Source organism: Vibrio tasmaniensis (assembly GCF_024347635.1).
Lineage (GTDB): Bacteria > Pseudomonadota > Gammaproteobacteria > Enterobacterales > Vibrionaceae > Vibrio > Vibrio tasmaniensis.
The window spans coordinates 770,549-791,393 of record NZ_AP025511.1; the positions used below are offsets into that span (position 1 = coordinate 770,549).

Annotated in this window: 14 protein-coding genes; 10 read left to right on the plus strand and 4 right to left on the minus strand. The window is 46.7% G+C overall.

What is annotated here, in order from left to right; translation table 11 throughout:
* Positions 1-75: 75 nt before the first annotated feature.
* Complete coding sequence (locus OCV44_RS17760; RefSeq protein WP_139683564.1) at positions 76-1,224, minus strand: aminotransferase-like domain-containing protein; 1,149 nt, start codon at positions 1,222-1,224, stop codon at positions 76-78.
* Between the two features lie 115 nt (positions 1,225-1,339).
* On the opposite strand from OCV44_RS17760, the gene OCV44_RS17765 reads away from it, so the two are divergent.
* The 7 genes from OCV44_RS17765 (at position 1,340) to OCV44_RS17795 (ending at position 9,289) form a co-directional block, all read left to right on the plus strand.
* Positions 1,340-2,209, plus strand: coding sequence for an AraC family transcriptional regulator (locus OCV44_RS17765; RefSeq protein ID WP_019820145.1), 870 nt, complete (start codon positions 1,340-1,342; stop codon positions 2,207-2,209).
* A gap of 208 nt (positions 2,210-2,417) precedes the next feature.
* On the plus strand, positions 2,418-3,752 hold the full coding sequence (locus tag OCV44_RS17770; RefSeq protein WP_139683563.1) for an MATE family efflux transporter: 1,335 nt from the start codon (positions 2,418-2,420) through the stop codon (positions 3,750-3,752).
* Positions 3,753-3,990: 238 nt separating this feature from the next.
* Positions 3,991-4,749: an ATP-binding cassette domain-containing protein gene (locus OCV44_RS17775; protein WP_019820142.1), complete on the plus strand. Its 759-nt coding sequence runs from the start codon at positions 3,991-3,993 to the stop codon at positions 4,747-4,749.
* A complete protein-coding gene (locus OCV44_RS17780; protein ID WP_139683562.1) occupies positions 4,746-5,597 on the plus strand; it encodes an ABC transporter ATP-binding protein in 852 nt (283 codons plus the stop codon). The genes OCV44_RS17775 and OCV44_RS17780 overlap by 4 nt, the downstream gene beginning before the upstream one ends.
* 82 nt (positions 5,598-5,679) lie before the next feature.
* Positions 5,680-7,191, plus strand: a complete 1,512-nt coding sequence (locus OCV44_RS17785) for an ABC transporter substrate-binding protein (RefSeq protein WP_139683561.1) — start codon at positions 5,680-5,682, stop codon at positions 7,189-7,191.
* A gap of 4 nt (positions 7,192-7,195) precedes the next feature.
* The gene (locus tag OCV44_RS17790; RefSeq protein ID WP_139683560.1) at positions 7,196-8,932 is read left to right on the plus strand and encodes an ABC transporter permease subunit; all 1,737 of its coding nucleotides are present in this window, start codon (positions 7,196-7,198) and stop codon (positions 8,930-8,932) included.
* Between the two features lie 114 nt (positions 8,933-9,046).
* Positions 9,047-9,289, plus strand: coding sequence for a hypothetical protein (locus tag OCV44_RS17795; protein WP_139683559.1), 243 nt, complete (start codon positions 9,047-9,049; stop codon positions 9,287-9,289).
* A gap of 120 nt (positions 9,290-9,409) precedes the next feature.
* On the opposite strand, the gene OCV44_RS17800 is transcribed toward OCV44_RS17795, so the two are convergent.
* The 3 genes from OCV44_RS17800 to OCV44_RS17810 all read right to left on the minus strand — a co-directional run bounded on the left by OCV44_RS17800 (position 9,410) and on the right by OCV44_RS17810 (position 15,559).
* Positions 9,410-12,265 carry an FAD-binding and (Fe-S)-binding domain-containing protein gene (locus OCV44_RS17800; protein WP_139683558.1) on the minus strand — a complete coding sequence of 952 codons (2,856 nt, stop codon included), beginning with the start codon at positions 12,263-12,265 and terminating at the stop codon, positions 9,410-9,412.
* A 164-nt stretch (positions 12,266-12,429) separates the two neighbouring features.
* Entirely contained in the window at positions 12,430-13,569 is a 1,140-nt protein-coding gene (lldD, locus tag OCV44_RS17805; protein ID WP_102478988.1) for an FMN-dependent L-lactate dehydrogenase LldD, read from the minus strand.
* Positions 13,570-13,864: 295 nt separating this feature from the next.
* Positions 13,865-15,559 (minus strand): L-lactate permease, encoded by a 1,695-nt coding sequence (locus OCV44_RS17810; protein WP_017071915.1) that lies wholly within the window; start codon positions 15,557-15,559, stop codon positions 13,865-13,867.
* A 247-nt stretch (positions 15,560-15,806) separates the two neighbouring features.
* Here OCV44_RS17810 and OCV44_RS17815 point away from each other — a divergent pair, with 247 nt between their 5' ends.
* The 3 genes from OCV44_RS17815 (at position 15,807) to OCV44_RS17825 (ending at position 20,511) form a co-directional block, all read left to right on the plus strand.
* Positions 15,807-16,724 carry a LysR family transcriptional regulator gene (locus OCV44_RS17815; RefSeq protein WP_061015771.1) on the plus strand — a complete coding sequence of 306 codons (918 nt, stop codon included), beginning with the start codon at positions 15,807-15,809 and terminating at the stop codon, positions 16,722-16,724.
* 11 nt (positions 16,725-16,735) lie between these two features.
* The gene (locus tag OCV44_RS17820; RefSeq protein WP_139683557.1) at positions 16,736-18,796 is read left to right on the plus strand and encodes a prolyl oligopeptidase family serine peptidase; all 2,061 of its coding nucleotides are present in this window, start codon (positions 16,736-16,738) and stop codon (positions 18,794-18,796) included.
* Between the two features lie 374 nt (positions 18,797-19,170).
* Entirely contained in the window at positions 19,171-20,511 is a 1,341-nt protein-coding gene (locus tag OCV44_RS17825) for a carbohydrate porin (RefSeq protein WP_139683556.1), read from the plus strand.
* The last annotated feature ends 334 nt before the right edge of the window (positions 20,512-20,845 follow it).

Here is a 20,845-nt window from a genome sequence, read left to right on the forward strand (position 1 = left end):
TTCCCAAACCAAAAAGGCCCTGCTGTAAAAATACAGCAGGGCCTTGGTATCTAGTCCGTTTTACTTAATCGGCGATTACGCTTGGTTCAGTACTTCCGCTAAGCGTTTCACCGCTTCCGTCAATTCTTCTGGGTTGGCGTTGGTGAAGTTTAAGCGCAGTGCGGCTTTTGCTTCATCGGCCTTTGGATAGAATACTGGGCTTGGTACAACCGCCACACCATTGGAGAGTAGAGTTTTAGCCAGTTCAAAGGTGTCACACTCTGGGATTTCAACCCAAATGAACATCCCGCCATCTACGGCTTTTAACACGCAATCTGCAGGCAGTTTTTTTTCTAGTTCTGAAAATAACACTTCATAACGAGACTTGTACAGTGTGCGAATGTTTTCCATATGTACGTTGAAGTCTTCATGTTTTAGAAGACCGACAAGCAGCGCTTGCATAGGTACACTTGAGTGTAAGTCAGCGCCTTGTTTCACTTTGATCAGTGGCTCAAGGTAGCTGCGCTTACCTGTTACCGCACCAATACGTAAACCTGGCGATGCAATTTTAGAGAATGAACGAAGAACGATAGAGTTGTCAGGGCAGAACGAAGAAACTAACGGCAGTTCTGTACCTGTGAAACGTAGCTCACGGTATGGTGCATCTTCAATGAATGCCACGTTGTATTTGATACACAGCTCAGCTACTTTTTGACGAGTTTCTGTTGTCCAGCAAACGCCAGTTGGGTTATGGAAATCAGGTACGGCATAGAACATCTTTGGCGACTGCTGTTCAAAGCACGTTTCTAGTTCATCTAGGTTCGGGCCAAATTCTGTTTGAGACACAGTCACAATGTTCGCTTGAACCAAACCAAACACCTGCATCGCACCTAGGTAGCTTGGCGCTTCCATCACAACCACATCATTCGGATCAACATACGCACGTGCAATCAAATCCAAACCTTGCTGAGAACCAGTACAGATCATTGCTGTGTGAGTCTCTGGCAATTGGTAGCTTTGCGTAAGGTGCTCAAGCAACGGGCCGTAACCCGCAGTCGAACCGTATTGGAAAACTTCAGGCATGTTCGCTAGGTTTTCTAGCGTTGGCTTCATCAAATCGATAGGGAATGTTTTCTCATCCGGTAAGCCACCGGCTAATGAAATGACATTTGGATCGCTTGCGGCAGCGAGGATCTCTCGAATATATGAAGATTGAATCTGTTGTAATGACTGTGCGATTTCCATGTGTTGTGTCTCGTCGTTTTTCGTTTTTATTCTATCGCTTGATATTACACGGCAATTGTAAAAATAAGCGTGTCCGTTTATGCTCTTAAACATGTCCATTTATGCTATTTAAACGATGTCGCGTCAACACATATCTCGAATCAATGATGTTCTGTTCCATATTCACCAAGACATTAGCCAGCCTTTGTCGGCAAAAGCGCTCTCGGAGATTGCAGCTTATTCTGAACAGCACTTTCATCGCACCTTCAAAAGCGTGGTCGGGGAGTCGTTACATCAATACATTCGACGCACCCGAATGGAGTATGCCGCCAACCAGTTGATGTTCGATACCACCTCCTCGGTGGTAGAAATCGCCAGTAAGTGTGGTTTTAGTTCGGTGTCTTCGTTTAGCCGCGCGTTTAAAGCGACCTTTAACATGTCGCCAGGTGAGTGGCGTAAACACGATTTACAGATCGCCGAAAAGCCCTACTTGAAAGATCCTGAAGTAGCGGCGGGCTATTTGAATGTCGCGCAGCGAGTGCTACCGGAACCTAAGATCATTGAAGTGCCTGAACGCATGGCAGCCTATGTTCGACATACGGGTTATAACCGCTCCATTCGCAACGCTTGGCTGATATTGAAAGCGTGGGCGAACTCCGAACAACGCGATTTCTCGAGCCAATTTGGTTTGCATCACTCAAACCCTGCTTGGGTTGAGATGGATCAGTGTCGCTACGTGGCGTGTATCGCGATCAATGAACCGATTAAGTATCGCAGCGTGGTTAATCAGATGGTGATTCCGGGCGGTTTACATGCGGTGTTTCGACTCAATGGTCGTTATGGAGAACTGCTCCCACAGATCAGCATGGTATTAGAAAAGTGGTTACCTACGTCTGGCTTCAAGCAGCGTTCGACTCCAGCTTATGTGCATTATCATCAGAATCACTTTCTTAACACCGATGAAGTTTTCGAGCTCGACTTCTACCTTCCCGTGAGTTTTTACTAATCGATGGTTGTGCTGTTTTGTTGAACCAGACTTTGATCTTTTGTTGAGACAAATTAGCACGACCAATAGCTGCTAACTATTCTATGCAGGTGAACTAAGATAAAGGTGTTTTGTTGATAATTTACCCCAGTAAATGATGACAACGTACGGATTAAACGATAGCATTCCGTTCTAATTGCAAATAGTTCTTAATATCACTCGCTAGAATATGACCATTACCCACAAAGATTATCTAAAAATCGCTTTCCCTTTCATCATCTCAACGGTTACCCAGCCTCTGCTTGGCGCGGTGGATACAGCCGTGATTGGTCAGCTTGGCATCGCTGAACTGATCGGTGGTGTAGCGATCGGCACCATCATCATGAACACCATGTATTGGTTGTTTGGCTTTTTCCGTGTCAGCACGACAGGGCAAAGTGCGATGGCATTGGGGAAAGGGAATCGTTCTGAGCTAGCGGGCAGCTTGATGCGCCCATTTGTGTTGTCTGGTTTGGTAGGCTTAATCTTTATCTTGATACAACCGCTCATCTGGCAAGGTGCGATGTGGGTGATAGAGCCTGAAGCGAACGTGGCTGAGCAAGCACATATCTACTTCAGTATTTTGATTTATGGCGCGCCTTTTGTACTGCTCAACTACACCATTATCGGTTGGTTGATGGGGCAGGCGAAGGCCAAAGAAGTCCTTTACACACAAGTGTTTGGCAATGTGTTGAACATTGTCTTGGATGCGGTGTTCGTACTCTATTTCGACTTAGGTGTTGCGGGAGTGGCATACGCAAGTTTGATTGCACAAATCACCACCTTTGCGATTGGTATGACGCTGGTTATGAAAACGAGCAACATCTCGGTCTCTGAGTTCCTTCAAGGCTCGAAGATGACCAAGAAAGACCTGTCGACAATCATCTCTTCGAATACTGACTTACTGTTACGTACAATTTGCATCTTGGTGTTCTTCAACATGATGGCGCGTACTGGTTCTAAATTGGGTACCGATGTTCTGGCCGCTAACGCGATTCTGATGCAGGTGACCTTTATCGTCAGTTACATGTTTGATGGTATTGCCAACGCATCGAGTGTATTTGCGGGTAAAGCAGTGGGGCCGAAAAATGCGTCGATGTTGGATCGTGTGTTAAGGCTTAACTTCCAATGGACAGCTGGTTTCATTGCTGCGCTGACGCTTTTAACCTTGATGTTTAAGGACATGATTGTTTTCTTGTTTACCGATATTCCAGCGCTGGTTGCCTTGTATCAAGAGATGGCTCCGTGGTTGATTGTGTTCCCGCTGGTGGCAGGCTTTGGCTTGACGGTTTACGGCATCTTTACCGGAACAGGAACCACACGTCCGGTTCGAGATTCTAGTATTGCTACTTTGTTGGTGTTCTTGGCTGTTCAAGCGTTTGCGGTTGGAGCGTGGGGCAATCATGGTTTGTGGCTAGCGTTTACTCTGTTCTATCTTGGGCGTATCGCATTCCTGTACCCGTTTATCTCTCAGGTTAAACAAAAGTGTTTCCCAGCAGAAGATACCTCAGCGGCGTGTCATTAATTTAGAACGCCCACCGCCATTTCTAAGACTTTATGAAAGCGCCTGACTATCGTTATACGATAAATTTAGAGGGCGCTTTTTTGTATCTGTAAAAATCAGCTCGAAAGGTCAACTCGCCCTAACGAAAACTGGTCAATTAAATAGCAAATAAAATGCGATACGGTTCAATGTTCTCTTTTCATCACTTCAGCTAAATGATAAAGTTGTTATGTTATAACATCTATCTATGAGTATCTGCGTGAACGCCCCATTATTGTCTGTTGACCGACTAACGATCAAAACCTCTTCAAGAACACTTTTCCAAGATATCCACTTCGATGTGTATCGAGGAGAACTGTTGGCGATCATGGGTCCTTCAGGCATTGGTAAGTCGATGCTTTCACGTGCGATCGCGGGCTTTATGCCAGAAACGGTTGAGGCTGAAGGTCATATCTCTTTATCTGGTGAGGCTGTGTGTGGTTTGCCGATGTTGCAACGAACGGCAGCACAAAGGCCAGCGGTTATCTTTCAAGATGCACTTCAAGCGTTAAACCCTCTTGTTTCTATTGAAGGCCAACTCAGTTTGGCATTGACGGGGACTCGCACTAAGCTTAAATCACAAGACAAAACCAAGCTCACTGAACTGTTGGTGCAATTAGGGTTCCCAAACCCAGAAACCATCTTGCCGTTGTATCCGAGCCAAATCTCTGGAGGACAACGTCAACGAGTGTGTATTGCGATTGGCTTGTTGAGTAACGCCGATATCATCATTGCAGATGAACCGACTAGCGCGTTAGATCCGGTAACAGAGCAAGAGATACTTAAGCTGATTCGAGACAATGTAAAGCAACGCCAAATTGGTGGTTTGCTTATTACCCATGACCTGCACAGTGCCTTGGCGTGTGACAAGTTATTGGTGATAGATGATGGCGGTGTGGTGGCTTATGGTGCACCGAAACACGCGCTAGAATCGAGCTCTCACGCTTTCTGCTGTTCATTGAGAGACCTAATCGAATGAGCTCGACCTTATCACTAAATTCAGAAGTCTCACCGTCAATGCCTGTGATTGATTCAGAAACACAAACACCGATTGAGATTAAGTTCGAGAATGTCGGGGTTCATTATTACTCAGTGCCAAGTTGGTTGGGTGGTAAGGCGTTCAAAGCGCTACAGAACATCGACCTCAATGTTGAAGACAAAAGCCTGGCTATTGTTGGGCGTTCTGGTGCCGGTAAATCTACGCTGATTGAACTGCTGTTTGGTTTGAAAGCGCCAACTCTCGGTAGCATCAGCTTGTTTGGTCATTCGCTGCCTATTCGCAATAGCAAAGCGCAAGCAGCTGTGTGTCGCTTGATCCAGTTGGTGCCACAAGAGCCACACACTAGTCTTAACCCTTACTACACCGTTCGACAGATCTTAGCTGAGCCGCTAAGCAACCTAGATGTTTCTGGTAACCATGAAAGCATTATTAAAGAGACGCTGTTGGACGTGGGCTTACCTGCCACTTTGTTATCACTAAAGCCTAATCAGCTTTCTACGGGTCAAGCTCAACGTGTGGCCATTGCTCGGGCACTTGTCGTTAGACCCGCAGTATTAGTTGCCGATGAGCCAACCAGTAGCCTAGATCCGGTGAATCGCCAGAGGCTACTCGATTTATTGAATTCATTGAAAAAGAAGCGTGATATGCGCCTTATTTTGGTGACACACGACCTAGGCGCAGCACAAGCGCTTTGTGAAGAAATTCTGGTTCTTGACCATGGCGAGATGGTCGAGCATGGACCGACACCTCAAGTGATGAGCGTACCTGCTCATCCCGTGACTCAGTTGCTGATTCAATCTCAGCCTCTTTCGAAATCTACTTGTTAATACAACCTTATTTATTACGAAATACAGCTTATTAACAAAATACAGTTTATCAACGAAGCACAGCTTACAGAGAAAAATAACTATGCGTTTTAATTCAATCAAACTGGCTTGCGCTCTAGCGCTGGCCTTGCCTTTGACGGGCTGTTTTGACTCTCAACCAGAGTCGAGCGATGCGGCGGTCAAATCTGAAATTCGTGTTGCGATGATGCAGCCACCAAGAACAGGTCTATCGCCACTTTCTGATGACGCGTTCAAACTATCGCGTTGGAGCACGGCTGAAACGCTAGTGAACCTGAGCCCAACTTCAGAAGCTGAGCCAATGCTGGCAACGGATTGGAAACAGGTAGAGCCTCTGATATGGCAATTCACGGTTCGCCAAGGTGTTAAATTCCACGATGGCTCTACATTAACAGCAGAGTCTGTTGTGAACTCTCTACAGAAAGCTCTAGAAGCGGCACCTAAGCCACGCATCCTAGATGGTGTAGAGCTAGAAGTGAAAGCGATGGACAACTACCGCGTAGAGATCAAAACTAGCTTTGATGACCCTCTTTTACCAAGCCGTTTATCAAGCCCTCAATTAGCGATTCTTGCAGCAAGCGCGTACCAAGAAGATGGTCGAGTTAGTCCAATGGGTGCAGGTACAGGTCCGTTTGAGTTGACTGAAATCAACGGTACAACTAGCGCGAAACTAAAACGTTTCGATGGTTACTGGGGTGAAAAAGCGCAAGTTGAATCTGTAATTGCAGAATACGTTCCTAACGGTTTTGCTCGTGCTGCAGCTCTAAGAACCGGTACGGCTGACATTGTTGAAGCTGTGCCAGTTTCACAAATCGCGACCATTGATTCGAACCTGCTTTACGAAGTAGCAATGCCTCGTACCAACACGCTTTACCTGAACAATAAGTCAGGCGTATTTAGCGATATTGAACTACGTAAAGTCGCGGCTGCTGCAGTAGACCGTGAGCAAATCGTGAATACTGTTTATGAAAACCACGCGGATATCGCGCAAGGCCTACTAGGTCCTGCACTTGCTTGGGCTGAGCCGATTCGACCTGAAGGTCAAGCAGTAGATAAAACGCTAAAAGCAAATGGTGAAAGCATTGTTATCGGTACCTTTACCGACCGTGCTGAGCTTCCAGAAGTGGCAGCACTACTTAAACAACAACTTGAAGCGGCTGGTTTCAAAGTTGAGCTGGATATCCGTGAATACGCTCAGATTGAAAACGATGCACTGTCAGGTAAGTTTGACGCGTTCATCCTTTCTCGTGCAACCGTTCTAGATTCTGGTGACCCAGTGGCATACATGATGAGTGATTTTGGCTGTAAGGGCTCATTCAACCTTGGTCAATTCTGCTCTCAAGAAGTCGACCAAGCACTGACTCACGCTGACCTACAACCATTAGGTGCGCTGCGTCAGCAAGCGATCATCGAAGCTGAGCAAAAAATCCTCAACGACTTCGCTGCTATTCCATTGCTTCACGAACGTGTGATTCAAGGTGAAAGCGAGCGTGTAAGCAATGTAGTTCGTGACCCAAGTGAACGTCGCTTGGTTGATCAAACGACCCAAGTTAACGCGGCAACACAGGTTAACTAAATAAATGCTATCTGCTGAGACTCTGCGTCGAACCTTATTTATCTTGACGCCTTGGCTATCAAGAATCGCCTCACTGATCGTGGTGGTGATTCTTGTTGGCTTGATGCCTGACATTGCAGGTATCGACCCAAGCCAATCCATTCTGCGTGCGAGAGCGGGGCAACAACACCTGCTTACGCCTGAAGCTTTAGCGGCGGTACGTGCTGATCTTCAGCTTGACCGTTCGGCAAGCGAGCGCTTGATCGACTGGATAGGAAGTGCCTTTTCCGGTGATCTAGGTAAATCTTGGATTGATGGCTCTTCGGTTGCATTAGGCATTCAAAAAACAGCGTCTACATCTCTGTTTTTGATGTCGAGCGCATTGGTGATGACTTTCGTACTGTGCGGTGCTGGCTTACTGGCTACCTTACGCAGTTGGAAGAAGGGCAAATTAGGGCAGAGTTACAGCAGTTTAAGCACCGTATTAATATCCTTGCCAGAGTACGTGGTGGCCTCGGTATTAATACTGGTATTCTCAATCTGGTTAGGTTGGTTACCACCGTATGGTTGGCAAGGCTGGCAAGACATTTGGCTACCGAGTTTAGCGCTCGCACTGCCTGCTAGCGGCCTGTTTAGTCGTCTACTCAGAGACAGTTTACAACGCGTTCTTAATGAACCTTGGGTGATCACTTGGCTCAGTGCCAACGTTCACTCCAATCAAATTATTCGCTTTGCGCTGAAAAGAGCGCTGAGCAGCTTGATCCCACAAATCGCGATGATCGTGATTGGTTTAACTGGTGGCGCAGTCGCGGTTGAGCTTATCTTCTCGATTCCGGGTATCGGGCGCATGATTCTTGGTGCTGCAAAGGCGCAAGATCTGCCGATGTTACAAGGCGGCTTACTGGTATTGCTGCTGTTTTCGATTGCAGTAAGTAGCATCAGCCTGTTTGTTCAGCAGTTGATTCTAGGCCACAGCCTGAAAAGCGGCAAGCTCATCAGTAGTCACTCTTCGTTTCGTTTTACGCAGAGCCGCGCTAAACGTGTCACTGCTTTTGCAATCTTCTCATTCCTAATTGCTATCGTGGTATGGGCGGTATTCCGAGACCCATACACCAGCCAATTCGCGCGCTTGGCATCACCGAGCTGGCAAGCGCCTTTGGGTGCAGACGGCATCGGGCGAGACCTGTTAGCGAGAATCGGTTCTGGTATGGTCGCGACCTTCCAAGCGGGCATTCTGGCAACGTTCCTGAGCTTGGTGACGGGCATCATCATGGGCTTCAATACTCGTTTTAGCCAAGGCCTTATCGAGATCACTAAGGGCATTCCTTACATCATTGCTGGCCTCTTGGTTGCGGGCTTAACAGGGATGAATCCGAACAGCGCATTAATCGCGATTGTATTGGTATCTTGGGCGCCATTAGCGGCGCACTGCTCTAGTTTAATTGTGGAAGCCAAGGCTCAACCTTATACGCACCTCGCGCCATTGTGGGGTACTAGTAAGCTGAGAATCTTCCGCTTCTATTTGCTTCCGTATGTGTTACCGCCGTTGCTAAGGCACGCCTTGTTGAGGCTTCCTGTAATCACTCTAAGCCTGACTTCGTTGAGCTTCATCGGGTTAGGGGCAAAACCACCAACACCGGAATGGGGTTTGATGATTGCAGAGAACTTGCCATACATTGAGCGTGCACCACTGGCTGTCATGGGGCCTATTATTGGGCTGATCTTATTGGGCGTTGCCATCAACATGATGTTTGATGATTAACGAAGAAGGAAGAGGGCTTAAGTTTTCGATTAGCTGAATATGATGTAACCTTAAGCCTGCTTGTAGAACTGCTCGAAAGTTCAATAGACCCTAGTTAAGTGTAAAGGATTCAACATGTATCTCGTTTTGTATTGCCACAATATTGGTATGACTGACTTTTCTTTCTTTGAAACGGAAGATTTTGACAAAGAAGATGGCTATATCGTGCGAGGTAAATGGCCAAATGAGAAAGCGTTTCGTGATTATTTGACCAAAGAGTTTGGTGATATGAGCGAGTTCCAAGTGATTGACCTGATCGCCAAAGGCGCAGAAGCTGAACACTACTCGCCAGAAAAGTTGATGCGCTTAGCTCTCTAACTGTAAGCTCAATAACATCTAGCTCAACATCATATTTAAATTGAACAAAGAAATGGCAGCCTAGTTGGGCTGCCATTTTTCGTTTTAAGCTAGAGCATGTCGCTCGCAGTATGAATGGAGCTACTGCGCCACTTCGTCCACCAAGTACAAGATTGATTGATACGGAATGCCACTGTGATGTGATAAACCGATCTCACAGGTTCGGCTGTTACTGAAACCACGAGTACAGTTGCTCGGTACTTGTTCCTTAAGTGGATGCACAGCTGCCTCATTCAACTCTGGCGTAGTAAAGCCTTTGTCACCTGCCCAACCACAACATTGTATATGCTCTGGAACAATCACTTCTTCGGTACAGGCTTGAGCAAGGTTTAACATTGCACCTTCTAAACCCATTCGGCGAGAGCTACAAGTGACATGCAGCATTACGGTTTCTTGCAGTGGTTCAAGGGTCAGGTGTTCAAGCAAATATTGATTCACAAACCCTGTCGGTTCTAGCACTTCTAATGGCTTGGTGAACTGCTCAATACTGCGCTTGGCACATGGACTAGTGTCCATTAATACTGGGTATTCACCCTGACGACTCGCTTGCCACAACACTTCTTCTAGCTGTTGTGCTTTAGATTGGGCTAGGTCGGTCATGCCTTTGCTGTCGTAAGGCATACCACAACATTGGTCATCTAATTTCTTCGGCAGAATTACCTCGAACCCCGCCTTGTTAAGTAGAGACATGGTCACTTCAGTAAGAGGGCGTTGATCTCCCGCATCGCTCTGTTGCCCCATGGTTCGACTGGCACACGAAGGGAGGTAAACCACCTTCTTAGTGTTATTCGATGTTTCGGCTGTCATTGTTGAAGCTGTGAGTGAGTGGCTGTTGGATTGCGGCATCTCAGGCATCCAAACTGGTGTTGCGCCTTTGGTCATTGAGCGCAAGCCATTGGTGAGCTTGCCGACCGTATTCGCGCCTAGTACTTTGCTCGCTACTTGATTGGTTTTGAGCCCTGCCTTGGTCAGCTTAGTGGTGGTCGAGAAATGATCTGCTGTCCACTTAGCGATTGGTGTGAACTTCTCATATTTGGCAACACGAAGCTTCTTCACTAAGTCGCCGGTGTTAATGCCTACCGGACAACGCTCGGCACACAGGCCAGTTGCCGCGCAGGTATCGATGCCTTGGTATTCAAAGGTTTTCTCTAGTTCGCTAGCTTCTATCTCTTCCCCTGCTTCTCGGCGGCGTTGTAGCTCTCGGTACAACACAATACGTTGGCGAGGTGATAAGGTCAGTGTGCGAGACGGGCAAACAGGCTCACAGAATCCACACTCAATACAGCGGTCAACAAGGTCGTCGGCAGCAGGCATCGGTTTTAGGTCGGTGATGTGGGAGTTTGGATTGTCGTTGATAATAACGCCGGGGTTGAGCAGTCTTTCTGGGTCAAACAGTGCTTTGATTTGTTGCATCAAGGTGTAACCATCTTTGCCCCATTCCAACTCGACGTACGGTGCCATGTTACGGCCTGTGCCGTGTTCCGCTTTCAGGGAACCTTGATATTTCACGGCGACGAGCTCGGCTACGTCATCCATGAATCCGCCGTAACGGTCGATCTCTTCTTGGCTGTCAAAGCCTTGAGTAAATACAAAGTGCAGGTTGCCTTCTAGGGCGTGGCCGAAAATGATCGCCTCGCTGTAGTCGTATTTATCAAACAGCTCTTGGAGCTCTCGAATACCGTTCGCAAGGTTCTCTACTGGGAAAGCAACATCTTCAATGATGACTGTCGTGCCGACTTCACGCACAGCGCCAACTGCAGGGAACATGCCTTTACGGATGCCCCAAAGCGTCGCGACAGTTTTGGGATCGGACGTGAAAGGGACAGATTCAACAATCGTGTAATCAGTTAATGCATCCAAAATTGATTTACATTGTAAATCTAAGTCCTGCTGGGAGCTGGCGTGTGATTCAACCAGAATAGCGGCCGCTTCTAAATCCAAGTTTGGCATAAACGTAGGCATACCCGGTTTATCCGCGACAGAACGTAGCGCTCTGCCATCCATTAACTCAACAGCAGCAACTGGCGTTTTTGATAGGGTAGTTACGGCTTTACTAGCTTGCTCGATGTCGGCGAACACCAACAGAGCTGAGGCTTTATTTGGGTGTTCAATCACCGTGTTGTAAGTGATCTCGGCGATGAAGCCTAGTGTGCCTTCGGAGCCTATCATCAGGTGTTTAATGATTTCGATTGGGTCGTGGTAATCGACCAATGCATTGAGTGCGTAGCCCGTGGTGTTTTTGAGGCGGTACTTGTGGCGGATTCTGTCGGCGAGTTCTTTATTCGAGCTGGTTTGACGGTGCAGTTCAACAATGCCATCAAACAGCGTTTTGTGTGATTGCTTGAATGCCTCAACGCTAGCATTGTCTGCGGTATCGAGCAGGGTGCCATCGCTCAATACAACTTTCATGCTCTCGACGGTGCGATAGGAGTTCTGCGCAGTACCACAACACATGCCACTGGCGTTGTTCGCCGCAATACCGCCGATTTTACAGGTGTTGATGGAAGCCGGGTCTGGGCCGATTTTACGTTGGAAAGGGGCAAGATATTTATTGGCATCAGCGCCAATTACACCGGGTTGAAGGATGATTTGATTGCCGTTATCGACAATCTCATGGCCGCGCCAGTCGTCGGTCAGGGTGATGAGTACCGAGTCTGAAACCGCTTGCCCTGAAAGGCTGGTGCCTGCCGCGCGAAAGGTAAAATGAATACCGAGTTCACGACAGCTTTGAATCGTGAATATCACTTCGTCTAAGTCTTTAAGCCTTAGAACCATTTTCGGCACCAAGCGATAAAAACTCGCATCGGTGCCGTAAGCCAAGCGCTTCGCCTCTTGCGTGACAATGCGTTCCGTTTCTATTTTTTGAGCCAGTATTGCTTCAAGCTGTTGATAAGCTTTGGCATCTACTACTCGCTCATGGGATGTGTTTGTCTCCATCTTTGCTTCCTTGTGCTTCTTATTTGGCACTGATTTGTTTTTTGTTTTTTGTTTTACTTTCCAGTGCTTAAACGGTGTCACAACGACAGTGGAATTGCTGTGACACCGATTGAACTTCAGCCTAAGTAGACCAAAGCATGAGTCTGAATCTTAGTCATGGAGATTTAGTCTAGCCCCACCAAAGATTCACGAGTTAAGTCTTTGATTGTCTTAGCGCCTGTTAATGTCATCGCAACGCGCATCTCTTTGTCGTAAAGGTCGAGTAGGTTTTCAACACCTGCTTGTCCTTGCGCTGCTAATGCGTAAACGAAAGAACGGCCAAGCAAGGTGCAATCTGCGCCTAATGCCATCATGCGAACCACATCCAAGCCAGTACGAATACCAGAGTCGACCAGAATCTTGGTGTCGCCTTTGACTGCGTCTGCAATTGCAGGCAGTGCTTTAGCACTTGATAGCACGCCATCAAGCTGGCGGCCGCCGTGGTTTGATACCACAATGCCGTCTGCGCCAAATCTCACGGCATCTTTTGCATCTTCTTCATCAAGAATGCCTTTGATGACCATTGGGCCATCCCAGAAATCACGGATCCACTCTAGGTCTTTCCATGAAATTGACGGGTCGAAGTTATCGCCCAGCCAACCGATGTAATCTTCCAGTTTGGTGGGAGAACCACGATAAGTTGAGATGTTGCCTAGGTCATGTGGTTTACCCAACAAGCCAACATCCACAGCCCAACTAGGATGACGCATAGATTGGAATACCCGACGAACAGCGGCGTTTGGACCGCTCATTCCGGAATGCATATCACGGTAGCGAGCACCGGGTACGGGCATATCAACGGTGAAAACTAAGGTGGTCACGCCTGCTGCTTTTGCGCGCTCAAGAACGTTCTTCATGAAACCACGATCTTTAAGTACGTAGAGCTGGAACCACATTGGGCGCTCAATCTTGGGTGCTACTTCTTCAATCGGGCACACCGATACTGTCGACATGGTAAAAGGGATGCCTTTGTTGTCGGCAGCTTTGGCTGCTTGAACTTCACCACGTCGCGCGTACATGCCTGTTAAACCCACAGGAGCCAGTGCGATTGGCATCGCTAGCTTCTCGCCAAACAACTCGGTTTCCAAATTGAGATCCGACATATCGTTGAGTACACGTTGCTTTAGCGCAATCTCAGCGAGGTCAGCCGTGTTGCGGCGTAGGGTATGTTCTCCGTAAGAACCGCCATCAATGTAGTGAAAAAGGAACGGTGGTAATTTCGCTTTTGCTGCGGCGCGGTAATCAGTCGATGCGGATATGATCATAATTTCAGTCCTAAATTCTTGGGATGTTGCCCTTCTATGAGAGCTTGGTTTGGGCTGCTTTAATTCTGAGAGTCAGTGTTTTGTCTTTCTTAAGCTTTGAAACAACTAAGCTTTGAAGCAACGAATCTATGAAGCAAATAAGCTGTGTAACTGCAAAGCGGGAAAATGGCGTTAATACTCGAGGGTGTTGATGTGCTCTAGTATCCATCCCGGAACTCATCAACTGTCTTATTAGACGGTGTCGCTGTCGGGGAATTGAGTATTAACGCCAAGTGCTTTTGGAACGACTTATGGTTTACATAAGTGCGTCTGTCATCTTGAATCCGTAGATAACCACTAGGCCGATGATGCCTGTCATCACCAAGTAGTAGAACGTTGGAATGATTGTCTTACGTAGGGTTGCACCTTCGCGTCCTAGCAAGCCAACGGTTGCTGATGCCGCTACCACGTTGTGAATCGCAATCATGTTACCTGCTGCTGCACCAACAGCTTGCAGAGCGACAACCACAGCACTAGAGATAGTCAGAGTTTGCGCTACTTCGAATTGGAACTGGCTGAACATCATGTTTGAAACAGTGTTCGAACCTGCAATGAAGGCACCTAACGCACCAACCGTTGCACTCAATGCTGGGAATGCGCTTCCAACGAGGTCAGCTGCGAAGTTTGCCGTGGTTACTGGCATACTTGCTAAATCTGCACCGTTCACACCAGAGTTAATGAAGATACGTACCATTGGGATGGTGAACACCAACACAAATCCTGCACCAATCAGTGTTTTACTTGATTCACCAAAAGCTTTAGCCAGTGGCGTTGCGCTGCGAGATTGCATTAGAACCGCAACTAGCGCGACAAAGACTAAGATGCCGCCCGGTAGATACAAAGGTTGAATCGCTGTGCTTACGCCTGTCTCGCCAAGGATGTTGCTGAATGAAAGGCTAACGCTCTTCAGTAGCCCTTTGAACTCAGGGCTCACGCGGCTAGCAACCAGAGTTACAGCGAGCAGCACGTAAGGTGCCCATGCCATCGCCATGCTCATCTTCTTATGGCCTTGATTGTTGTCATCAAGGTCAATTTTCAAAGAACCTAGCCATTCAGCTGGCCACTTGTCTTCGCTTTCGAAATCCCATTTTGATTTAGGTACTAGGAAGCCACGTTTTGCTGCTGTTACAACAATAGCAAGGCCAACCAAACCACCAATCAGCGATGGGAACTCAGCACCGAGGAAAACACCCGTTAGTGCGTAAGGAATGGTGAAAGCGGCACCTGCGAACAGTGCGAATGGCAGGATATCAAGACCTTCAGTCCAGCTTTTGTTCTTACCGAAGAAGCGAGTCAGCATCATCGCCATCAATACAGGAATCATCACACCAACACAGGCGTGGATGATCGCAACACTTGACGTGATTTGTTGTAGGTAAGCGTCCCATGTTGAACCATTGGCAATCAAGCTTTCACCGATGTTGTGCGTATCCAAACCTTTGTTTACGCCAACGATGATAGGTGTACCAACCGCGCCGAACGATACCGGCGTAGATTGAATCATCATGCCCATCAGTACCGCAGCTAATGCTGGGAAGCCAATTGCAACCAACAATGGAGCGGCGATTGCAGCGGGTGTGCCGAAGCCGGATGCACCTTCAATGAATGAACCAAAACACCAAGCAATGATGATCGCTTGCACACGACGGTCTGCTGATATATCAGTAAAGCCGTTGCGGATGGTGGTGATAGCTCCGGTGTGTTTCAAAGTGTTTAATAAGAAGATGGCGCCAAACACAATCCAGAGAACCGATACGGTAATGCCGAAGCCTTGGAATACTGAAGCCAGCACGCGAGTGCTAGACATATCCCATGCGAATAGGGCGATAGCAACGGTTAATGCAAATGCCACTGGCATCGCTTTTTTTGCAGGCCAGTTAAGGCCAACCAGCAGAATCGCTGCAACAACTATTGGCGAAAAGGCCAATAATGCTAGTAGAGTTTCACTCATGGGTACTTCCTCGTACTTGTTTTCAAACGTTCATGTTTGAAGTGAATAACACGTCATTAGTTTTGTAGGTGTAATCTGAATCTCGAGGATTCAATTGTTGTAATTAGAGTCGCTTTATTTGTAACCGATGTGATTGCAAAAGCTGTTTTTGTAATTGTTTTGTTAATTTGGCGTGAATTTACCCCTTTATTTTTTATTGATATAGGGAAATAATGAAAATAATTAATTCCAAAATTGGCATAATCAAATGCGAGCAGACGATTTGATCCTGTTTTCACAGGTCGTAGAATTGGGCAGTTTTAGTAAGGTTGCAGAGCAAAATAACCTTACAAATTCGGTAGTTAGTAAAAGAATTGCACGTTTAGAAGAAGAGATTGGCGTGCAATTATTGTATCGAACCACGCGTAAATTGACCCTGACCGAGGCAGGTAAGGCAATGCTACATAGCGCCAAAAATGTGAAGCAGGCGGCTCAAGAGGCTATGGATGCAGTTTCAGGCTTTGGTGAAAATGTCAGTGGTCATATCAAAATGTCAGTGCCTACTATCTCCGGAGATTTGATACTTGCAGACGCCGTAGCCGAGTTTTGTAATATGCACCCAGGTTTAACGGTCGATATGTCTCTGAACAATCGCTTTGTCGATCTGGTTGAGGATGGTCTCGACTTGGTGATTCGTACGGGCTACCTAGAAGATTCTAGCTTGATCGCTCGTCATATATTGGATTCACAATGGGTGGTGTGCGCTTCGCCATCTTATATTGCTAAAAACGGCAAACCGATGCTGCCTAAAGATTTAGTGCAGCACAATTGCTTGCAATATGCCTATCAAACAACGGGTGCCAGCGAGTGGCAGTTCCTGCACAGTAAAGATGGCTGTACTGACAACGACAAATACATCGTGCGTGTCTCGGGTTCATTTTCTACCGACAACGCGACGGCATTAAGAAAAGCGGCGCTGGGTGGCCATGGTGTGGCGTACGTACCGCGTTGTCTGGTTTATCACGACATTCGTAACGGCCAGCTGGTGGACATCTTTCCAGATTTGGTGGGTAAAAAGCTCGGTATTTATGCGGTGTACCCCTTTACTCGCCAGCCGCCAAACAAGATTAAGTTATTGATTGAACACATCAGAACGCGTTACCTGACGATTTCACATTATTTTTAATAAGGATCACGATGAGCTATTTAAAAGAGTATCAATATCCAATCACCAACAAACAGATCGTCAGCGATGACTATTTTGGTCAGATAATCGAAGACCCATATCGTTGGTTAGAAGACGACAGAAGTGACGAAACCGCGCAGTGGGTGGCGAGCCAAAATGCAGTCACATTCGATTACCTTGCTCAAATCCCGTATCGCACAGAACTGCGAGAGCGATTAGCGAAAGCGCAAGACTACAAAAAGAGCTCACAGCCGTTTGTGCGAGGTGATTACACCTACTTCTATAAGAACGATGGTTTGCAGAATCACAGTATTCTCTATCGTCAGAAAGAAGGTCAGCCGATGGAAGTATTCCTAGATCCGAATACCTTCTCGGAAGATGGCACCACATCACTAGGCTCAGTCTCATTTTCGAAAGACTACAGCCTAGTGGCATACAGCATTTCAGAGGGTGGTAGTGACTGGCGTAAGATCTTTGTGATTGATACTGAGACTAAAAAGCAGCTTGAAGCCGAAATCACCGATGCGAAGTTTACCGGCATTTCTTGGTTAGGTAATCGCGGCTTTTATTACTCTAGTTACGATAAGCCAGACGGCAGCCTGCTTTCTGCGCGTACCGAACAACACAAACTCTACTTCCATGAACTGGGTACCGAGCAAGCCAGCGACAAAGTGATTTTTGGTGCGAACAACGCCGAGCAACACCGCTATGTGTCGGGTTACACCACCGAAGACGACCGTTACTTGCTCATCCTAGGTCGAGAGTCGACATCGGGTAACAGACTGTTCTATATCGATTTAGGTTCAGAGGAACAATCACTGAATACGCTGATTGATCATGTGGATAGCGATACTTACCTCATTGATAACCAAGACGAAGTCTTCATCTTATACACCAATCTCGATGCGCCAAACGGCAAGGTGGTGAGCTTTGATACTCGCAATCAACAGTGGCTCGATATCATTCCGGAAAAGCCACAGCCATTAGACATCAGCACTGGTGGTGGTTACTTGTTTGCCCACTATATGGTGGATGTGGTGTCGAAAATTGAGCAGTTGGATTACCAAGGCAACCTCGTTCGTGAAATTCATTTGCCTGGGCTGGGAACGGCCAGTGGCTTAGGTGGTAAAAAAGAGCAAACCGAGCTTTATTACACCTTCACCAACTATGTTACGCCGCCAACCATTTTCTCTTTTGATGTTGAATCAGGCAGTTCTGAAATTTACCAACGCTCTGAGTCTCCGTTTGAGTCGGAGCAATTTGAGTCTAAACAAGTCTTCTATACCTCGAAGGATGGTACTCAGGTTCCGATGCTTATCTCTTATAAGAAGGGATTAGTGTTAGATGGCAATAACCCAACCATGTTGTACGCCTATGGTGGTTTCAATGTCAGCCTAACGCCTTCTTTCTCGGGTACGGTGGGCAGTTGGCTAGAACTGGGTGGCGTATATGCGGTGCCGAACTTACGTGGTGGTGGCGAATACGGCAAGGCGTGGCACAAAGCGGGCACTCAGCAGAAAAAGCAAAATGTGTTTGACGACTTCATTGCCGCAGCCGAGTTCTTAATCGCAGAAAACTACACCAGTAGCGACAAGCTAGCGATTCGCGGCGGTTCTAACGGAGGCTTGCTTGTAGGCGCTTGTATGACACAAAGGCCTGAGCTGTTCCAAGTGGCTTTACCTGCGGTTGGTGTGTTGGACATGTTGCGTTATCACACCTTCACGTCTGGTGAAGGCTGGGCGTACGATTTTGGTACGTCAGCACAAAGTAAAGAGATGTTCGAATATCTGCTTGGCTATTCGCCAGTTCACAATGTGGTACGTGGCGTCGATTACCCTGCAACATTGGTTACCACCGCTGATCACGATGACCGCGTAGTGCCAGCTCACTCTTATAAGTTCATCTCAGAGCTACAAGATAAGCATGAAGGCGGTGCGCCCGTGATGATTCGTATCGATGTTAATGCTGGCCACGGTGCCGGTATGCCGCTGAGCAAAGCGATTGAACTCACTGCTGATATCTACGCATTTACTCTGTTCAATATGGGAATAGAGTCTCTAGATTCACTTTAGCCAATACTTGATTTTAGATCATTAGGTATTTGACTCAGACTAAGAGACCTCAAAATCTACCTTAGATTTTGAGGTTTTTCATATTTGTGAAAACCAATCATAACTGCACCATATTTCCCTAATTTCACCACACCCTTTTCCGTGATAGCCGCCACCATTACTGATGAAATGAAAGCGATTTCAAGCTGTATTATTACAAATTTCTACGTCTATCTATCTGATTGTAAATAGATAACCATATCTGGTGATAACTCTAAAAGTTTCATGGCATTTGGGCTGATTTATCAGTGTGAACAGCAACTAACTTTTCAACGCTTTCATTGCTTAATATTTCCCTGTCCGATGAAAACTCAAAAAAATAATAGGGAAATACAATGCAAAAATTTAAGCTTTTGCCAATAACGGTCGCAGTGGCGGCTTCGCTTGCTTCACTCTCTTCTTTTGCTGCTGATACTAATATCGAAGCACTAGAAAAACGGATCCAAGAGTTAGAATCTAAGGTTGTTGATATTGATTATGTTAACGATCAACAACCCGCGGTTTTAACTGCAGAAACTAAGGTTCCAGAAGGCATTGTCTTCTCTGGTTATGCTCGTTACGGCGCTCACTACAAGAGCGGTGATGAACGTTACGTAGACATAGGTACAACAGGTCGTTCTGTCGGTCGTTTAGGTAACGAAGCCAATGGTGGTGAGGTTCAGCTAGCTAAACTTTTCGAAGCTGACAATGGTGCGATTTGGGACGTTGTATTCATGGCAGACCACTGGGAGGCAGACGCTTGGGCTGACGACGGCGGCTTAAGCATGAAAAAAATGTACGCTGGTGTAACCAACGTATTTGAGAGCCAACCAGAACTTTATATGTGGGCTGGTCGTGACTTCCACCAACGTCCGCAACAAGGTTTGAACGATTATTTCTGGATGACACATGATGGTCAAGGTGCAGGCTTTAACAACTTAGATTTCGGTGGCGCTAAGCTAGACATGGGCTTTGTCGGTCAAGTGAAAGGCGGCCTCGTAAATGACAATGGTCGATACGCGGTGACAGCGAAACTGCACAGTATTGATGCAGGTATTGGTAACCTAGATTTCTACGCGAACTACGGTTTTGCTTCTGATGAAGCTGATACAGCAAGCTCTACTGAGTACGTAATCGATCAAGATACAGGTTTAACGAAAAAAGTGGTAACACCTGGTACTAAAGTCAGTGATGAAACGGCTTACTTAGTGGGTGCGACGTTAGGCTTAGGCGATTCCAATCGATTAATAGTGAAATATGGTGACGGTGCAGATTCATCGGTATTTGAGTTGAAAGGCGACTATAAAACTTTCTACGCAAGTATTGAAGGTAACTACGCAGCATCGGATAAATTCATCATTGATTACCTAGTGTCGTACAAAGACAACTCTGGTGCAGATTTAACTCGCGACAACACCGAATACGCGGGTATCGTTCGTCCACAGTATCAATGGAATGATGTTCATTCTACTTGGTTAGAAGCGGGCTACGGCATGGTTGACTACGATGACGACGGTGAAGAGAACGCGTGGAAAGTAACACTTTCTCAAAACGTTTCTCTAGGTGGCTTACCTTGGAGCCGTCCAATGCTTCGCTTCTACACAACAGTGGGTGACGTAGAAACTAAAGGCGCTCCAAAAGACAATGGTAACGTAGATACCCTGTCATTCGGTGCAATGTTTGAAGCATGGTGGTAATCAACAGATAGAAAGAGCATACGTTGAAATACCTATGCTTATTAAGAGCACGTAATACTGTCCATTTTAGCCCTAAAGGCAGATTGATTAGGGCACGTTTCAATTAACTCCATTCTTGGGCACATTTTATGTGCCCTTTTTTCATCCTGAATATCTGTTCTATCATTTGGGATTACCTCTCATCTATTCTCCATGAGGTCTTCAATACCTCTTTTCATATTATTTTAACTTACCTCGCGTACCCTGCTTTATCCCTAGTGATCGCAATGACTAATTTGTATCTTGACCCTTATATATCAATATTTTAGGTGGTGATAATGCTAGATATCAATCG